Source organism: Pseudomonas graminis, assembly GCF_004364335.1.
Taxonomy (GTDB): domain Bacteria; phylum Pseudomonadota; class Gammaproteobacteria; order Pseudomonadales; family Pseudomonadaceae; genus Aquipseudomonas; species Aquipseudomonas graminis_D.
Window position 1 is genome coordinate 322,755 of record NZ_SOCR01000008.1, and the last position, 15,066, is coordinate 337,820.

General features: G+C 60.6%; 10 protein-coding genes and 1 tRNA gene. 7 read left to right on the forward strand and 4 right to left on the reverse strand.

The window, feature by feature from the left end:
• Positions 1 to 275: 275 nt before the first annotated feature.
• Positions 276 to 2,198: a phosphodiesterase DibA gene (gene dibA / locus EC919_RS17535; RefSeq protein ID WP_133775674.1), complete on the reverse strand. Its 1,923-nt coding sequence runs from the start codon at positions 2,196 to 2,198 to the stop codon at positions 276 to 278.
• Between the two features lie 176 nt (positions 2,199 to 2,374).
• On the opposite strand from dibA, the gene desA reads away from it, so the two are divergent.
• Together desA and EC919_RS17545 are read left to right on the forward strand one after the other, a co-directional pair.
• Positions 2,375 to 3,559 carry a delta-9 fatty acid desaturase DesA gene (desA, locus tag EC919_RS17540; RefSeq protein ID WP_133775675.1) on the forward strand — a complete coding sequence of 395 codons (1,185 nt, stop codon included), beginning with the start codon at positions 2,375 to 2,377 and terminating at the stop codon, positions 3,557 to 3,559.
• Positions 3,560 to 3,698: 139 nt separating this feature from the next.
• Positions 3,699 to 4,676, forward strand: a complete 978-nt coding sequence (locus EC919_RS17545; RefSeq protein ID WP_133775676.1) for a GGDEF domain-containing protein — start codon at positions 3,699 to 3,701, stop codon at positions 4,674 to 4,676.
• Between the two features lie 28 nt (positions 4,677 to 4,704).
• On the opposite strand, the gene EC919_RS17550 is transcribed toward EC919_RS17545, so the two are convergent.
• The 3 genes from EC919_RS17550 to gabD form a co-directional block, all read right to left on the reverse strand.
• The gene (locus EC919_RS17550) at positions 4,705 to 5,928 is read right to left on the reverse strand and encodes an HDOD domain-containing protein (RefSeq protein ID WP_133775677.1); all 1,224 of its coding nucleotides are present in this window, start codon (positions 5,926 to 5,928) and stop codon (positions 4,705 to 4,707) included.
• Between the two features lie 165 nt (positions 5,929 to 6,093).
• Positions 6,094 to 7,374 carry a 4-aminobutyrate--2-oxoglutarate transaminase gene (gene gabT, locus EC919_RS17555; RefSeq protein WP_133775678.1) on the reverse strand — a complete coding sequence of 427 codons (1,281 nt, stop codon included), beginning with the start codon at positions 7,372 to 7,374 and terminating at the stop codon, positions 6,094 to 6,096.
• A gap of 194 nt (positions 7,375 to 7,568) precedes the next feature.
• Positions 7,569 to 9,011 carry an NADP-dependent succinate-semialdehyde dehydrogenase gene (gene gabD / locus EC919_RS17560; RefSeq protein WP_133775679.1) on the reverse strand — a complete coding sequence of 481 codons (1,443 nt, stop codon included), beginning with the start codon at positions 9,009 to 9,011 and terminating at the stop codon, positions 7,569 to 7,571.
• Positions 9,012 to 9,377: 366 nt separating this feature from the next.
• Here gabD and EC919_RS17565 point away from each other — a divergent pair.
• The 5 genes from EC919_RS17565 to kdpB all read left to right on the forward strand — a co-directional run bounded on the left by EC919_RS17565 (position 9,378) and on the right by kdpB (position 15,046).
• A tRNA-Arg gene (locus tag EC919_RS17565) sits at positions 9,378 to 9,454 on the forward strand.
• Positions 9,455 to 10,380: 926 nt separating this feature from the next.
• Positions 10,381 to 10,479, forward strand: a complete 99-nt coding sequence (kdpF, locus tag EC919_RS27590; RefSeq protein ID WP_076964610.1) for a K(+)-transporting ATPase subunit F — start codon at positions 10,381 to 10,383, stop codon at positions 10,477 to 10,479.
• A 107-nt stretch (positions 10,480 to 10,586) separates the two neighbouring features.
• Positions 10,587 to 12,293 carry a potassium-transporting ATPase subunit KdpA gene (kdpA, locus tag EC919_RS17575; protein ID WP_133775680.1) on the forward strand — a complete coding sequence of 569 codons (1,707 nt, stop codon included), beginning with the start codon at positions 10,587 to 10,589 and terminating at the stop codon, positions 12,291 to 12,293.
• 10 nt (positions 12,294 to 12,303) lie between these two features.
• Positions 12,304 to 12,963 carry a potassium-transporting ATPase subunit KdpC gene (kdpC, locus tag EC919_RS17580; protein ID WP_133775681.1) on the forward strand — a complete coding sequence of 220 codons (660 nt, stop codon included), beginning with the start codon at positions 12,304 to 12,306 and terminating at the stop codon, positions 12,961 to 12,963.
• Between the two features lie 10 nt (positions 12,964 to 12,973).
• Positions 12,974 to 15,046: a potassium-transporting ATPase subunit KdpB gene (gene kdpB / locus EC919_RS17585; protein WP_133775682.1), complete on the forward strand. Its 2,073-nt coding sequence runs from the start codon at positions 12,974 to 12,976 to the stop codon at positions 15,044 to 15,046.
• The last annotated feature ends 20 nt before the right edge of the window (positions 15,047 to 15,066 follow it).

The window sequence follows — 15,066 nt, forward strand, 5'->3', positions numbered from 1 at the left end:
TGCTTGTGGCGTGAGCGCGATAGTAGAGATGCAGAGATATTCTTAAAAATACTATTTAAGAATGCAGATATAACCAAAAGGCATTTGGGAAATGGGTTCGCATGCAGTTAGGCATCTGTAGGAGCCGGCTTGCTGGCGAACCAGGTGTGTCAGCCGCCAATGATGTGCCTGACCCATCGCGTTCGCCAGCAAGCCGGCTCCTACGGATGGGTGTCCAACCCGGATTTTAGGTGTGACGCCGCGCCTACAAAAGCATCACTTGCACCACCGGCGTCTCACGCAGAAACAAACACCGGCGCATGCTGCCAGTTGATCTGCTCCGCCGGCATGGGCCGCGCGAACCAGTAGCCCTGGCCCAGTTCGCAGTTGTGCTTCAGCAGAAAACCGGCCTGATTGGCCTGCTCGATGCCTTCTGCCAACACGCGCATGCCCATGGCCCGTGCCAGGGCGATGATGGCATTGACGATCGCGATGTCGTCATCGTCGTCCGGCAGACCGGCAACGAACCCCTGGTCGATTTTCAGCTTCTGCACCGGCATGCGCTTGAGCCGCAGCAGCGACGAATACCCTGTGCCGAAATCGTCGATGGACAGTTTCAAGCCCAGATCACGCAGCCGGTGCATCTGCTCGATGGCTTGATCGGGGTCGTCCATGATCGCGCTTTCGGTGACCTCCAACTCCAGAAACCGGGGCGCCAGTCCGGTTTCGGCCAGGACCTTGGCCACCCGACGATCCAGATCGCCGCGACCGAACAGCCGGCTGGACACGTTGACCGCGACGAACGCGATATCCACACCCTCTGCCAGCCACTCGCCCATCTGCCGGCAGGCCTGGGTCAGCACCCAGTTGTCGATGTCAGCGATCAGCCCGCTTTGCTCGGCGATGGGGATGAATTCACCCGGCGAAACCATGCCCCGCACCGGATGCTGCCAGCGCACCAGCGCTTCGACGCCCTCGATGCCGCGGCTGTGAAGGTTGTGAATCGGCTGATAAAACACCCGCAGCTCGTTCCCCTCGACGGCCTGTCGCAACTCGGCCGCCAACTCGACACGACGCTGGGCGTGGGCGGTCAGTTCGGCGGTGTACATCGCGTAGCTTTCACGGCCCTGATACTTGGCCTGTGACAGTGCGGCGTCGGCATTGCGCAGCAGCTGCTCGGCGGTCAGTGCATCGTGGGGGAAGATGCTGATGCCGACGCTGGCGGTGAGAAACAGCGATTGCCCGCTGACCAGAAAAGGCTCCCGCAGCCCTTCCAGAATGCTTTGCGCCAGTTCGGCGGACTGCGCGATCTGCTGGGCGTTTTCGAGCAGAATCGCGAATTCATCGCCGCCCAGCCGCGCCAGCGTGACGCCCTTTTCCAAATGAGTTTCAAGGCGCTCGGCGGCCGCTTTCAACACCTCGTCCCCGGCGCTGTGACCGAGGCTTTCGTTAATGTGCTTGAAGTGGTCCAGGTCGACCAGCAACAGCGCCAGGCTGCGCTTGTTGCGACGGGCGTGGGTGTGGGCCTGTTCAGCGCGGTCAGTGAACAGCAGGCGATTGGGCAGACCGGTCAAAGGGTCGTAATGGGCCAGATGCGCCAGCTCGCGCTCGGAATGCTTGATCGATGAGATGTCGGAAAACACCGCGACGAATTGGGTGATTTCGCCGTGCTCGTCCCGGATCGGACGAATGCTTTGCCACTGCGGGTAGATTTCGCCGCTTTTGCGACGGTTCCAGATCTCGCCACTCCACTGCCCTGCGCTGTGGATGGTCTTGAACATGCGCTCGTAGAACTCGGGGCCATGGCGCCCTGATTTGAACTTGCTCGGCCGCAGACCCAGCACTTCATCCTGCTGATAGCCGGTGATCTCGCTGAAGGCGCGGTTCACGTGCACGATCACGCCCGTGGCATCGGTGACCAGCACGCCTTCCAGCGTGGTATCGAACACGGCCGCTGCCAATCGCAGACGCTGCATGTCCTCATCCCGGCGCGCCAGCTCGGTGACGCCCATGAATCGGAGCAATCGCGAGCGAGCCAGATAGATCAGCACCGCGCTGAGGGCCAGCCAGACATAACCGCCGGCCTGCTGCGCCCGCCCCAGCTGGGTCGGGTCTTCGATCAGCCGCGGCAGCACATAGTCCATGGCCGCGGACCACCCAATCGATACAACCCCGTACAACGTTGCGGTGCGTAGCGCATCCCGGGTAATGCTCGACATAGATAGAAACAACCTTGCGAAAGTCGAAATTATAGAGCAAGAAACATCTTGCGACGCTTATCTAAAACAGCGGGTGGTTTTATCTGTGAGCTAAGTGATAATGCGCGCTTCTGTCTCAGGGTCTGCTCAGGCGGATCCGTACATCGCACGCGTTACAACCGAGGGCAAATCAGCCTATGTGGAACAACGGTCTGCTCGACCTTTCCGTCTGGCAATTGGTCGCAGTCACCCTGGCGATGACGCATGTCACCATCGTCGGCGTCACGGTCTATCTCCATCGCTATTCAGCGCATCGCTCCCTGGAACTCAACGCCGGGCTCAAGCACTTTTTCCGTTTCTGGCTGTGGCTCACCACGGCGCAGAACACCCGCGAGTGGACCGCTATCCACCGCAAGCACCATGCCAAATGCGAAACCGTCGATGATCCGCACAGCCCGGTCATCAAAGGCCTTTCGACGGTATTGCGCAAAGGCGCCGAGCTGTACCGCGCCGAAGCGGAAAATCCTGAAACACTACGTATCTACGGCAAAAACTGCCCCGAAGACTGGATCGAGCGCAACCTGTATTCGCGCTATCCCCTGCTGGGCGTCGCGCTCATGGGTGTGATTGATCTGGCGCTGTTCGGCGTTATCGGCATCACCGTCTGGGCGATCCAGATGATGTGGATTCCGGTGTGGGCGGCAGGCGTGGTCAATGGCCTGGGCCATGCAGTCGGCTATCGCAACTTCGAATGCCGTGACGCTGCCACCAATCTGGTGCCCTGGGGCATTTTGATCGGCGGCGAAGAGCTGCATAACAACCACCATACTTATCCGAACTCGGCCAAGCTGTCGGTCAAGCGCTGGGAATTCGACATGGGCTGGGCGTGGATCAAAGTGTTCAGCTGGTTGCGCCTGGCGAAGGTGCAACGTGTCGCGCCAATCGCGCACCGCGTTGAGGGCAAGGGCCACCTGGACATGGACACGGCGATGGCCATCCTCAACAACCGTTTTCAGATCATGGCTCAGTACCGCAAGCTGGTGATCGCGCCTTTGGTGGCACAGGAGCTGGCGAAAGCCGATGCCTCCGTACGCCATCAGTTCCGCCGCGCCAAACGCCTGCTTTCCCGCGAGCCCAGCCTGCTTGAAGACAAGCATCAAGCGCGCATCCAGACCATGCTGGAACACAGTCAGGCACTGAAAGTGATCTACGAAAAACGCCTGGCGCTGCAGCAGATCTGGGCGAAGACCAGCAGCAATGGTCACGACATGCTCGCGGCCATCAAGGACTGGGTCCACGAGGCCGAAGCCAGCGGGATTCAGTCGCTGCGTGACTTCGCCGATCAGCTGAAAACCTACTCGTTGCGACCTCACCACGCTTGATGCCGTTGATCGGTGACCATTCGTCCGGGTGGCACCGATCGGAACTTAGTGCCATTACTCCTATCTCATTAACACCTTCGCACTATGCTGTGTGACATGTTGTGGCATGCGCCGCACCTTATTCCGAGATGCAGTGCTCATGGACAACCAGACTCCCCACGTTGAGACCCCCGCCGCCGCAGAAACCCTTCTGGCGCTGATGCATGCCCAGGCGGAAGTGGCGCGCCTCAGCGAGCGTGAGCAGCTGTTCAGTTCTCTGCTGGTCAGCGTAAACGCCGTGTTGTGGGCGTTCGACTGGCAGACGCAACGCATGATCTATGTCAGCCCCGCCTACGAGCGCATTTTCGGCCGTTCTGCCGGATTGTTGCTCGCGGACTACAGCGAGTGGCGCGACAGCATTTATCCCGACGATCTGGACTACGCCGAGCGCAGCCTCAGCGAAGTGCTCGAAAAAGGCTCCATCGAAGACCGCGAGTACCGCATCATTCGTGCTGACGGCCAGGTCCGCTGGCTGAGTGATAAATGCTTTGTCAGTCATCAGGCCGAGCACAGCCAGCGCCTGATCGTGGTCGGCATCGCCGAAGACATCACCGAGAAGAAGCACCTCGAAGACGAATTGCAGCGTCTGGCCACCACCGACGTGCTCACCCAGAGCAGCAACCGCCGGCACTTCTTCGAATGCGCTCAACGCGAATTCGAGCAGGCGCGTCTGCAGGGCACGCCGATGGCGTTCCTGTTGCTGGACGTGGATGATTTCAAGCTGGTCAACGATACCTACGGCCACCAGGAAGGCGATCTGGTGCTGCAACGCATCGCCGAATGCGGGCGCAAGACGCTGCGTCGTGGCGATCTGTTCGGGCGAATCGGCGGGGAAGAGTTTGCCGCGGTGTTCCCGGGCTGTGCGCCGGAAATGGCCCAGCAGATTGCCGAGCGGTTGCAGCGTGAGATTCAGCGCCTGAGCTTCCAGTGCAATGACAAAACCTTCGGCATCACCGCCAGCCAGGGGCTGACCAACCTCGGCGAGCAGGACCAGAGCCTCGAAGCGCTTTACGCACGCTCGGATGCCGCGATGTATCAGGCCAAGCGCCAGGGCAAGAATCAGATTGTGCTGGTGTGAGCCTGCTGTTCTGAGATCAACATCCTGGCTAAGCCACCGTCTTGCTGCGCACCCCTTCCAGATCTGACTCGCTGACCTTCAACAGCCGCGCCGACTTGCTTTTCGCCAGGGCCTCCAGCGGGTCTTCAAGTCCGAGCGAGCCCATCTGTCCTGCCACATTCATCGCCAATACCTCACGCGTGAAAACGCCAGTGTTGTATTGGTACACCGCTGCAATCAATTCACGCAGCTCCAGCGGCAGCCGCCAGCGTGTGCGCAATGCCGAGCCAAACGAGGCCGAATACTGCGCCAACGCGCGGCGGATGGTTGCCTCATCCAGCGCGCCGCCGGCGATCAGCCAGTCCTGCAAACAGCGTAACACCGTCAATTCGCCCAGGCCCCTGAGCAACCCGGCGCAGTAACAGCGCTCGTGATCGAGATCCAGCTTGCGCGCTAGCGTCCGCGCACATTCAGCGGTGCGTTGCGAGACCTCCCAGATTTCCGTGGCGTGCAGCAACAACGTTGCATCCGTCAGCACCGCCCCGCGCTTGAGGGCCAGACCTTGCACCAGATTGACGCTCTGGGTGGCGCCCAATATGGCGAGCGCCTGCCTCAGCGTCTGCACGGGCTTGCCCTGATGATTCGACGCGCTGTTAGCGGCGGCAATCAACAGTGCGGTGACATGGGGGTCATGGATCAGCGCCTGTTCCAGCAACGTCAGATCCACACCCGACGCCCCGCGACTGCTGGCCACCGCCGCCCTTACGTCAACGAACAGCGGCCCGCCGTCGGCCACTTCGCGACGATTTTCCAGAAACGCATCCAGCCCGACACCCGGCGCCAACGCGGGGACCGCACAGGCGACCTGCGCACCGTCCTGCAACAGCAGCGTTTCCAGCCGATGGCGCAGGCCTTCCATGTTCAGGGGTTTGGTGAGGTAGGCGGTGGGCGCCAGTTGCACAGCCTCGCGGACACTGACGCTGTCGCTGCGACTGCTCAGCAGAATGAAACGAACCGGTGGCTGGCGACGCAACTGCCGTAGCCCGCGCAGCAGGCTCAGGCCATCGACGCCGGGTAACTCGCGTGACGCGATCACCAGGTCCGGGATGAACCCGCTCATCAGTTCGATGGCCTCCCGGCCGTTCGAACAGATGTCCAGTTGAGCGTCGCAACGGACATCCAGGACCAATTCATTGAGCATCTCGCGAGCCCAAGGGTCAGCTTCTGCGATCAACACGCGGGGAACGGCTAGCGCCTCTACATCGGTCATCATGACTCTCCGGCATCAGTGCCTTTACCTTAGTCAAAGACTGGTCAGGGAGACAGGCCGAAAGAGAGTTTTCTGACGCCAATAAACGAAAAAACCTGCCGAAGCAGGTTTTTTCTGATGAAGCGGTCACACGTTGATCAAGCGTGCCCGCGGCTCATCGGCATGAAGTCAGGCGATTTCAGCGAAGCATTCTTCGATGATCTTCAGGCCTTTGTCCAACTGCTCGTCCGGCGAGGTCAGCGGGACCAGCACGCGCAACACGTTGCCGTAGGTGCCGCAGGACAGCAGGATCAGCCCCTTGTCCCGGGCCTTTGCGATCACTTGCGCGACGGCAGCGGCGTTCGGCTTGTGGGTGTCGCCATTCTCGAAGCACTCGACGGCGATCATGGCGCCCAGCGCGCGGACTTCGCCGATGACCGGGTACTTGGCCTGGATGGCGCGCAGGCCAGTGACCAGACGCTCGCCAACGGCTTTGCAACGATCCAGCAGGTGCTCTTCTTCGAACACTTCCATGACCGCCAACGCCGCCGCACACGCGATCGGGCTGCCGGCATACGTGCCGCCCAGGCCGCCCGGCGCGATAGCGTCCATGTATTCAGCCTTGCCGCACACACCGGCCAGCGGGAAACCACCGGCGATGGATTTGGCGAAGGTGGTCAGGTCGGCGCTTACGCCCATCTGTTCCATGGCGAAGAAGGTGCCAGTACGGCCAGCGCCGGTCTGCACTTCGTCAGCGATCAGCAGAATGCCGTGCTTGTCACACAGCTCACGCAGACGCGCCATGAACGCCTTCGGCGCGACGTAGAAACCGCCCTCGCCCTGCACCGGCTCGATGATGATCGCGGCGATGTCTTTCGGCTCAGCGTCGTTCTTGAAGATGCGCTCGATGCTGGCGATCGAATCGTCAACGCTGACACCGTGCAGCTCGTTCGGGTAGATGGCGCGGAAGATACCGCCCGGCATCAGGCCCATGCCGGCCGAGTAAGGCACGACTTTACCGGTCAGACCCAGGGTCATCATGGTGCGGCCGTGGTAAGCACCGGTGAAGGCGATGACGCCCGCACGGCCTGTCGCGGCGCGGGCGATCTTGACGGCGTTTTCAACCGCTTCGGAACCGGTGGTGACCAGCAGGGTTTTCTTGGCGAAATCGCCCGGCACCTTGGCGTTGACCTTCTCGCACAGCTCGACGTAAGGCTCGTACGCCAGCACCTGGAAGCAAGTGTGGGTCAGCTTGGTCAGTTGCTCTTGCACGGCCGCGATGATTTTCGGGTGCAGGTGACCGGTGTTCAGTACCGCAATGCCGCCCGCGAAGTCGATGAACTCGTTGCCTTCGACGTCGGTGACGGTGGCGTTCTTCGCGGATTCAGCAAAGATCGGGTGAATTTGACCAACGCCGCGTGGGACAGCAGCTTCGCGGCGTTTCATCAGGGATGCGTTAGTTTTGCTCATCATTTCCTCATTCGCCGCTCATCGGGCGGCGCGGTTCAAGGATCAAGCAGCGGGGGTCAACAGCGACAGCATACGATGATCGACTGTCGCGGCCTCCCGGCCACCAATAGGTTGGTGCCACTGAAACCTGCGAAACGGCGCTCTCGCGTCCCGCAGGTTGTCGAACAGTTACTTCACTCTGCCACTCAACGGGTTTAGATGCTGAGGCAGAGGTATTTGATTTCCAGATAATCTTCGATGCCGTACTTGGAGCCTTCACGGCCAAGACCGGATGCTTTGACGCCACCGAACGGCGCCACTTCGTTGGAGATCAGGCCGGTGTTGATGCCCACCATGCCGTACTCCAGCGCTTCAGCCACACGGAACACGCGGCTCAGGTTCTGCGCATAGAAATACGACGCCAGCCCGAACTCGGTGTCGTTGGCCATGGCGATCACTTCGGCTTCATCTTTGAAGCGGAACAGCGGTGCCAGCGGACCGAAGGTTTCTTCCTTGGCCACGGCTGCGTTTTTCGGCACGTTGACGAGGATAGTCGGTTCGAAGAAGTTGCCTTCCAGGCTGTTGCCGCCGCTCAGCACTTTCGCGCCTTTGCTCAAGGCGTCAGCGATGTGTTCTTTTACCTTGGCCACGGCTTTTTCGTCGATCAACGGACCCGTGGTCACGCCGTCGGCCAAGCCATCACCCACTTTCAGCTTGGCGACGGCAACCTGCAGCTTCTCGGCGAAGGCGTCGTAGACAGCGTCCTGCACGTAGATGCGGTTGGCGCAAACGCACGTCTGGCCGTTGTTGCGGTACTTGGAAATGATCGCGCCTTCAACGGCCTTATCCAGGTCAGCGTCGTCGAACACGATGAACGGCGCGTTGCCACCCAGCTCCAGCGAGACCTTCTTGATGTCGTGGGCGCATTCAGCCATCAACTGGCGACCGATTTCGGTGGAGCCGGTGAACGACAGCTTGCGCACGATCGGGTTGCTGGTCAGCTCGCTGCCGATATCGCCGGCGCTGCCGGTCACCACGCTGAACACGCCAGCCGGGATGCCAGCGCGCTCGGCCAGTTCAGCCAGTGCCAGTGCGGAGTAAGGGGTTTGCGACGCGGGCTTGAGCACCATGGTGCAGCCTGCCGCCAGCGCCGGGCCGGCCTTGCGGGTGATCATCGCAGCGGGGAAGTTCCACGGCGTGATAGCCGCAGTGACGCCGATTGGCTGCTTGAGGACAATCAGGCGCTTGTCCGGTTGATGGCCCGGAATCACGTCGCCATAAACGCGCTTGGCCTCTTCAGAGAACCACTCGATAAAGGAAGCAGCGTAAGTGATCTCACCTTTGGCCTCGGCCAGCGGCTTGCCCTGCTCCAGGGTCATCAGGCGACCGAGGTCGTCCTGGTTTTCAATCATCAGTTCGAACCAGCGACGCAGCTTGGCGCCACGCTCTTTGGCGGTCAGCGCACGCCAGGCCGGCAGCGCCTTGTCAGCGGCCTCGATGGCGCGGCGGGTTTCAGCAGCGCCCATCTTCGGCACGGTGCCGAGAATCTCGTTGGTCGACGGGTTGTTGACCTTGATGGTCTGGCCACTGTCGGCATCCGCCCAGGCGCCATTGATGTACGCCTGCTGGCGGAACAACTTCGAGTCTTTGAGCTGCATTGCGGCCTCCTGAACAGCACCGCGCGCGGCGGAGCGAATGGTTGTGTGCGGGCGCCTCGACCGAGGCCGCCGCCGGATAATACTGTCGCCGGCCCTGATTGGAGAATAGAAGAAAGGCCGGGCGGGGCGTTTGAAATCTCAAACGAATCCTAGGGACAACAGGGGTAAAGGACAATAGTGCGTTCGAAAAAAAGAACGGCTGGGGCTGGGGGTGGGGATGAATTCGGATCAGCGTAGCGGGGAGTGTGCGGATGCGGTTGTCGTGTGGGGGTGCCTTTGCGGCTTGGCCTGGTCTCACTAAATTGTTAACGGCCGGTCATCGGCATGGACGCGTGCAGGCCAGATGAGTATTATGGCGCCCGCGTTGCACCTGTAGCTCAGCTGGATAGAGTACTGCCCTCCGAAGGCAGGGGTCATGGGTTCGAATCCCGTCAGGTGCACCACCCTCTTCTACCCATTGCGTCGCAAGGGGTCAGCGCTACTCCCCCCACACCTGTTTCAGTCCTGAATGTCGTTCCCCCGAGGTTTTACACACTGAGGTGTGCTAAGACTGGTCAAAACGGTACCAATCAGGAAGCATGGACCAGTTTTTGGCAAAAGGCCGTGAAAAGCGCAGATCTGCCGTAATGGCTATCCAGCCCAACGAAAAACCTTCGAAACCAAATTCGCCGTCCTAGAATGGGCACGCATGATCGAAAGCGAAATCGACCGGGCATTTATTAGCTTCGAGGCTGAACGTACCGCCTTTCATCAGCTCATTGATCGCTACATCTCCGACCTATGCCGCGCGTTCCCGCGCCGTGAGCTTTGCACCAGACAAACCTCGTGCTTGCCAAACAAACGTTAGCGGTTGTGTGCGATGCGGTCTTACACCCAATCCCGCAGCGCCCGCGGACAAAGCACGTCCGGCACTCGAACGAGTGATCGGGCCAGTTAGCATTTTTCCGTAAAGACTCCGTATGAATTGGCTGTTGGGCATAACGATTACGTCTTTGCTATTTAGCAACTCACTGTCCCGCACTACTGTGGCGTCATGCCCTTCAAATTCGTAGGAAGCTCTCGTGGAAAGTTCAACTTTAGGCATGATCGTCCTGTCAATGACTGCGCTTTTTGGCACCGCTGCCTTCTGCTTCGAGCATCTCGCTACCTGCAACGAGAAGGGAAAGAAGTCCAAATAGGCGGCATCAATTGGACCCCCGTTTTTCAAGGGATAGCCGGGCGGCCGGCTATCCCTTTTTTACGCCCGGCCCAACCTCATCTTTATACCGTCTTAATACCGCCCGCCGTAATCAGTGCCCGAGCTTGATACCCCTGAGATTAACCTCTTTGCGTCCGCAATTTCGGCGTACTCATTCAGGGGTTCTACACCGTGCTCACACTCACGTTCATCTATATCGCCAGCGGCTTATGTGCCGTGGGGCTGTTCGTTTATTTGGGCTATGCCCTTATTCGCGCAGAAAAATTCTAGGGAGTTCGCCATGTACGACGTGATGTTCATTGGCATCTCCCTGGTGTTTTTTGTTGCGACTGCCATGGCCATTGTCGCCATGGGCAAGATTTGAACGGAGCCACGACATGTTAAGCACTGTGCTGGAATTTGCGCTGATCCTGGGGTTGATGACGGGGCTCGCCGTATTGATGGGCAAATGGCTGACCCGGGTGTTCACCGGGACGCGCCATGCGTTGCCGGAACGTTGTACCTATCGCCTGCTGGGCATCGACCCGCTGGAAACCATGGGCTGGGCGCGCTATGGCTCGGCGCTGCTGTTATCGAACGCGGCGATGATGCTGCTTGGCTACATCATCCTGCGGATGCAGGCCGTCATGCCGATCAACCCCTTGGGGTTGGTCGCTCAAACCCCGGATTTGGCGTTCAACACCGCCGCTTCTTTCATTACCAACACCAACTGGCAGGCGTACTCGGGCGAAACCAGCCTGTCGAACTTTAGCCAGATGGCGGTGATCACGTTTCTGATGTTTGTCGGCGCGACTTCCGGCGTGGTCGCCGCTGCCGGTTTCATCCGAGGCTTGAGCCGCTCAAGCTCCGCGGATATCGGCAACTTCTGGGTCGACTTCACACGCATTTTGTACCGCGTGATGCTGCCACTGTGCGTGACTATGGCCCTGGTATACGTGTGGCAAGGCATGCCGCAGACTTTTGCGTCCCAGGCACTGGCGACAACGCTTGAAGGCGCGCAACAACAGTTGATTGTCGGTGCGGTGGCGAGCTTTGAGTCGATCAAGCATATCGGCACGAACGGCGGCGGATTCTTCAGCATGAACGCCGCTCACCCGTTCGAAAACCCCACACCGCTGACCAACGCGCTGCATATCCTCAGCATGCTGCTGATCCCTTCGGCTCTGACTTACACCTTCGGCAGCATGCTGCTGCAACGCCGTCAGGGCTGGGTGTTTTTCGGCACCTTTCTGGTGATGTTCATCGGTTTCCTCGCGCTGGTGTATGGCGCGGAGCAAAACGGTAATCCCCTGCTGACCCAGGCAGGCGCCAACCAGGCGCTGTCCATCGAGCAAAGCGGCGGCAACATGGAAGGCAAGGAGCTGCGTTTCGGCATCGCCGACAGCAGCCTGTTTATCGCCACCACTACCGCGGCGACCACCGGATCGGTCAACGCGATGCACGACTCGTTGACCCCCATGGGCGGCTTCGTGCCCCTGGCGCAGATGATGCTCAACTGTGTGTTTGGCGGCGACGGCGTGGGCTTTATCAACTTGATCCAGTACGCGCTGCTGACGGTGTTCCTGGTCGGCATGATGATCGGCCGCAGCCCGGAATTCCTCGGCAAGAAAGTCGAGGCCGGGGAAATCAAACTGGTGATGCTCTCAGTGCTCGCGCACCCCATCAGCATCCTCGGCTTCACCGCTCTCGCCGCGCTGTGGCCCGACACCATGGCGAGCCTCAACAACCTCGGCCCCCATGGGTTCAGCGAGGTCCTGTACGCCTACACCTCGGGCACCGCCAACAACGGCTCGGCGTTTGCCGGGCTGAACGCCAACACGCCGTTTTTCAATACCACCATTGGTCTCGCGATGCTGGTCGGGCGCTTCTTCACCATGCTGCCGATGCTGGCCGTGGCCGGATCCCTGGCGATGAAAAAGACCGTTCCAGCCGGTGCCGGCACCATTCCCACGGCGACGCCGCTGTTCATGGTGCTGGTGGTGTTTGTGGTGTTGGTGGTCGGCGGTCTGACCTTCCTGCCGGCGCTCGCGCTCGGCCCGCTGGTGGAGCAACTGCAGTTGCTGTCCGGCCAGACGTACAACTAAGGACACGTTGATGACGACTCAATCGATATTCAAAGGGCTGTTGCGCCCGGTGTTGGTTTCGGCGGTGTTTTTCATGGCACTGACCGGCCTCGCGTACCCGATCTTCACCACCTTTGCAGCGCAGTTGCTGTTCCCGTTCCAGGCCCAGGGCTCGCTGATTGAACGCGAAGGACGGGTGATCGGCTCGACGTTGATCGGCCAGCACTTCACCAAGCCCGAATACTTCCACGGTCGCCCGAGCATGACCCTCGGCGCCGACCCGCAGGATCCGGGCAAAAGCGTGTCGCAGCCCTACAACTCAGGCTCCAGCGGCGCCAGCAACCTGGGCCCGACCAGCCAGAAACTGATGGACCAGGTCGCTGCCAGGGTTAAAGCGTATCGCCAGGACAACGGCCTCGCCGCCAACGCCCAGGTGCCGGTGGACGCGGTCACCGCATCCGCCTCGGGCCTGGACCCGCATATTTCGGTGGCCAACGCGCGCATTCAGTTGGCCCGGGTGGCCCGCTTGCGACAGATGCCTGAAGCCGAACTGCTACAGCTGGTGAACGAACACACCGCCGCCCGTACCCTCGATTTGCTCGGCGAACCGCGGGTCAATGTGCTGCAACTCAACCTCGCGCTGGACGCACTCCTTGCGTCGCGTCAGCCCTCCGTTGCAGCCAGTGAGTAAGAGATTCCCCATGATCAAGAATGCTCGTTTACCTCTGTTTGATCGCACCATCGTTCTCACTGCCTGCGGGGATGCGTTGAAGAAACTGATGCCCCAGGCCCAGTGGAAAAACCCGGTGATGTTCGTGGTGTACCTGGGCAGCATCCTCACCACGCTCCTGTGGCTGCAGTCCCTCGGTGGAAAGGGAGAAGCCCCCAGTGGCTTTATTCTCAGTATCTGCCTGTGGCTGTGGTTCACCGTGTTGTTCGCCAACTTTGCCGAAGCCCTGGCCGAAGGCCGCAGCCGCGCCCAGGCGGCCAGCCTGCGGGGCATGAAGCGCAAGACACTGGCCAAGCTGCTGCAAGAACCCCGGCACGGCAGCACCTGGTTGCCGCTGGAAGCCAGTTTGCTGTGCAAGGACAATGTGGTACTGATCGAAGCCGGCGACCTTGTGCCGCTGGATGGCGTGGTCATCGAAGGCGTGGCCTCGGTGGATGAAAGTGCAATCACCGGCGAATCCGCCCCCGTGATTCGTGAAGCCGGCGGCGACTTTTCGTCGGTCACCGGTGGCACGCGGGTGCTGTCGGATTGGCTGGTCGTGCGCATCAGCGTCAACCCCGGTGAGTCGTTCCTCGACCGCATGATCTCCATGGTCGAATCCGCAAAGCGCCAGAAAACGCCCAACGAAGTCGCGCTGACCATTTTACTGGTGGGCCTGACTTTGTTGTTCCTGCTGGTCATCGCGACGCTGAGCCCTTACTCGATCTTTGCCGTGGCCATGAGTGGCAGCGGCAGTGTGGTCAGCGCCACGGTTCTGGTGGCGTTGCTGGTGTGCCTGATTCCCACCACCATTGGCGGCCTGCTGTCGGCCATCGGCGTGGCGGGGATGAGCCGCATGATGTCGGCCAATGTAATCGCCACGTCTGGCCGTGCGGTGGAGGCGGCCGGTGATATCGACGTATTGCTGCTGGACAAGACCGGCACCATCACCTTGGGCAACCGACAGGCGAGCAGTTTCCTGCCGGCACCTGGCGTCAAGGAAGCCGAACTGGCCGATGCCGCGCAACTGGCGTCCCTGGCCGACGAGACCCCGGAAGGCCGCAGTATTGTGGTATTGACCAAGCAGAAATTCGATATCCGCGCGCGAGACATCAACGCACTGGGTGCCAGCTTTGTGCATTTCACCGCGCAGACCCGCATGAGCGGCGTCGACCTGCCTGGGGGTCGGTGTATTCGCAAGGGCGCGGCGGACGCCATCCGCAGTCACATCGAAGCCCAGGGCGAGCGGTTTCCGGCCGCCTTGCAGGCCAGGATCGACGAGGTTTCGCGACGTGGCAGCACACCGCTGGTGGTGTCCGACGGCGCCAGGGCTCTGGGGGTTGTGGAGCTGAAGGACGTGGTCAAGGGCGGTATCAAGGAGCGCTTTGCCGAACTGCGCCGCATGGGCATCAAGACCGTGATGATCACCGGCGACAACCGTCTGACTGCCGCGGCAATTGCGGTGGAAGCCGGGGTGGACGACTTCCTCGCCGAAGCGCGCCCGGAAGACAAGCTGCAACTGATCCGCGACTACCAGGCACAGGGCAAACTCGTGGCCATGACCGGCGACGGCACCAACGACGCACCGGCACTGGCCCAGGCCGACGTGGCAGTGGCAATGAACAGCGGCACTCAGGCGGCGAAAGAGGCCGGCAACATGGTGGACCTGGACAGCAACCCGACCAAGTTGATCGAAGTGGTCGAGGTGGGTAAACAAATGCTGATGACCCGTGGCGCGCTCACGACCTTCAGCGTGGCGAACGATGTGGCGAAGTATTTCGCGATTATCCCGGCGGCGTTTGTCGCGACCTATCCACAGCTCGGCGCGTTGAACGTGATGCATTTGGCCAGCCCTAACTCGGCGATTCTCAGTGCGGTGATTTTCAACGCATTGATCATTGTTGCGTTGATTCCTTTGGCTTTGCGCGGTGTGACTTACCGTGCCATTGGTGCTGCCGCACTGCTGAATCGCAACCTGCTGATCTATGGTCTGGGCGGGGTGCTCGTACCGTTTGCCGGGATCAAGCTGATCGACATGGTGCTGAGCGGGTTGGGTCTCGTGTAGCACCGTCCACCCATGAGGGA

Bases quoted from the DNA above. Each gene is read 5' to 3' on its own strand.
- kdpC (WP_133775681.1), top strand. From the start codon at position 12,304: ATGACGACTCAATCGATATTCAAAGGGCTGTTGCGCCCGGTGTTGGTT.
- EC919_RS17545 (WP_133775676.1), top strand. From the start codon at position 3,699: ATGGACAACCAGACTCCCCACGTTGAGACCCCCGCCGCCGCAGAAACC.
- EC919_RS17550 (WP_133775677.1), bottom strand. From the start codon at position 5,928: ATGATGACCGATGTAGAGGCGCTAGCCGTTCCCCGCGTGTTGATCGCA.
- gabD (WP_133775679.1), bottom strand. From the start codon at position 9,011: ATGCAGCTCAAAGACTCGAAGTTGTTCCGCCAGCAGGCGTACATCAAT.
- dibA (WP_133775674.1), bottom strand. From the start codon at position 2,198: ATGTCGAGCATTACCCGGGATGCGCTACGCACCGCAACGTTGTACGGG.
- gabT (WP_133775678.1), bottom strand. From the start codon at position 7,374: ATGAGCAAAACTAACGCATCCCTGATGAAACGCCGCGAAGCTGCTGTC.
- kdpA (WP_133775680.1), top strand. From the start codon at position 10,587: ATGTTAAGCACTGTGCTGGAATTTGCGCTGATCCTGGGGTTGATGACG.
- desA (WP_133775675.1), top strand. From the start codon at position 2,375: ATGTGGAACAACGGTCTGCTCGACCTTTCCGTCTGGCAATTGGTCGCA.
- kdpB (WP_133775682.1), top strand. From the start codon at position 12,974: ATGATCAAGAATGCTCGTTTACCTCTGTTTGATCGCACCATCGTTCTC.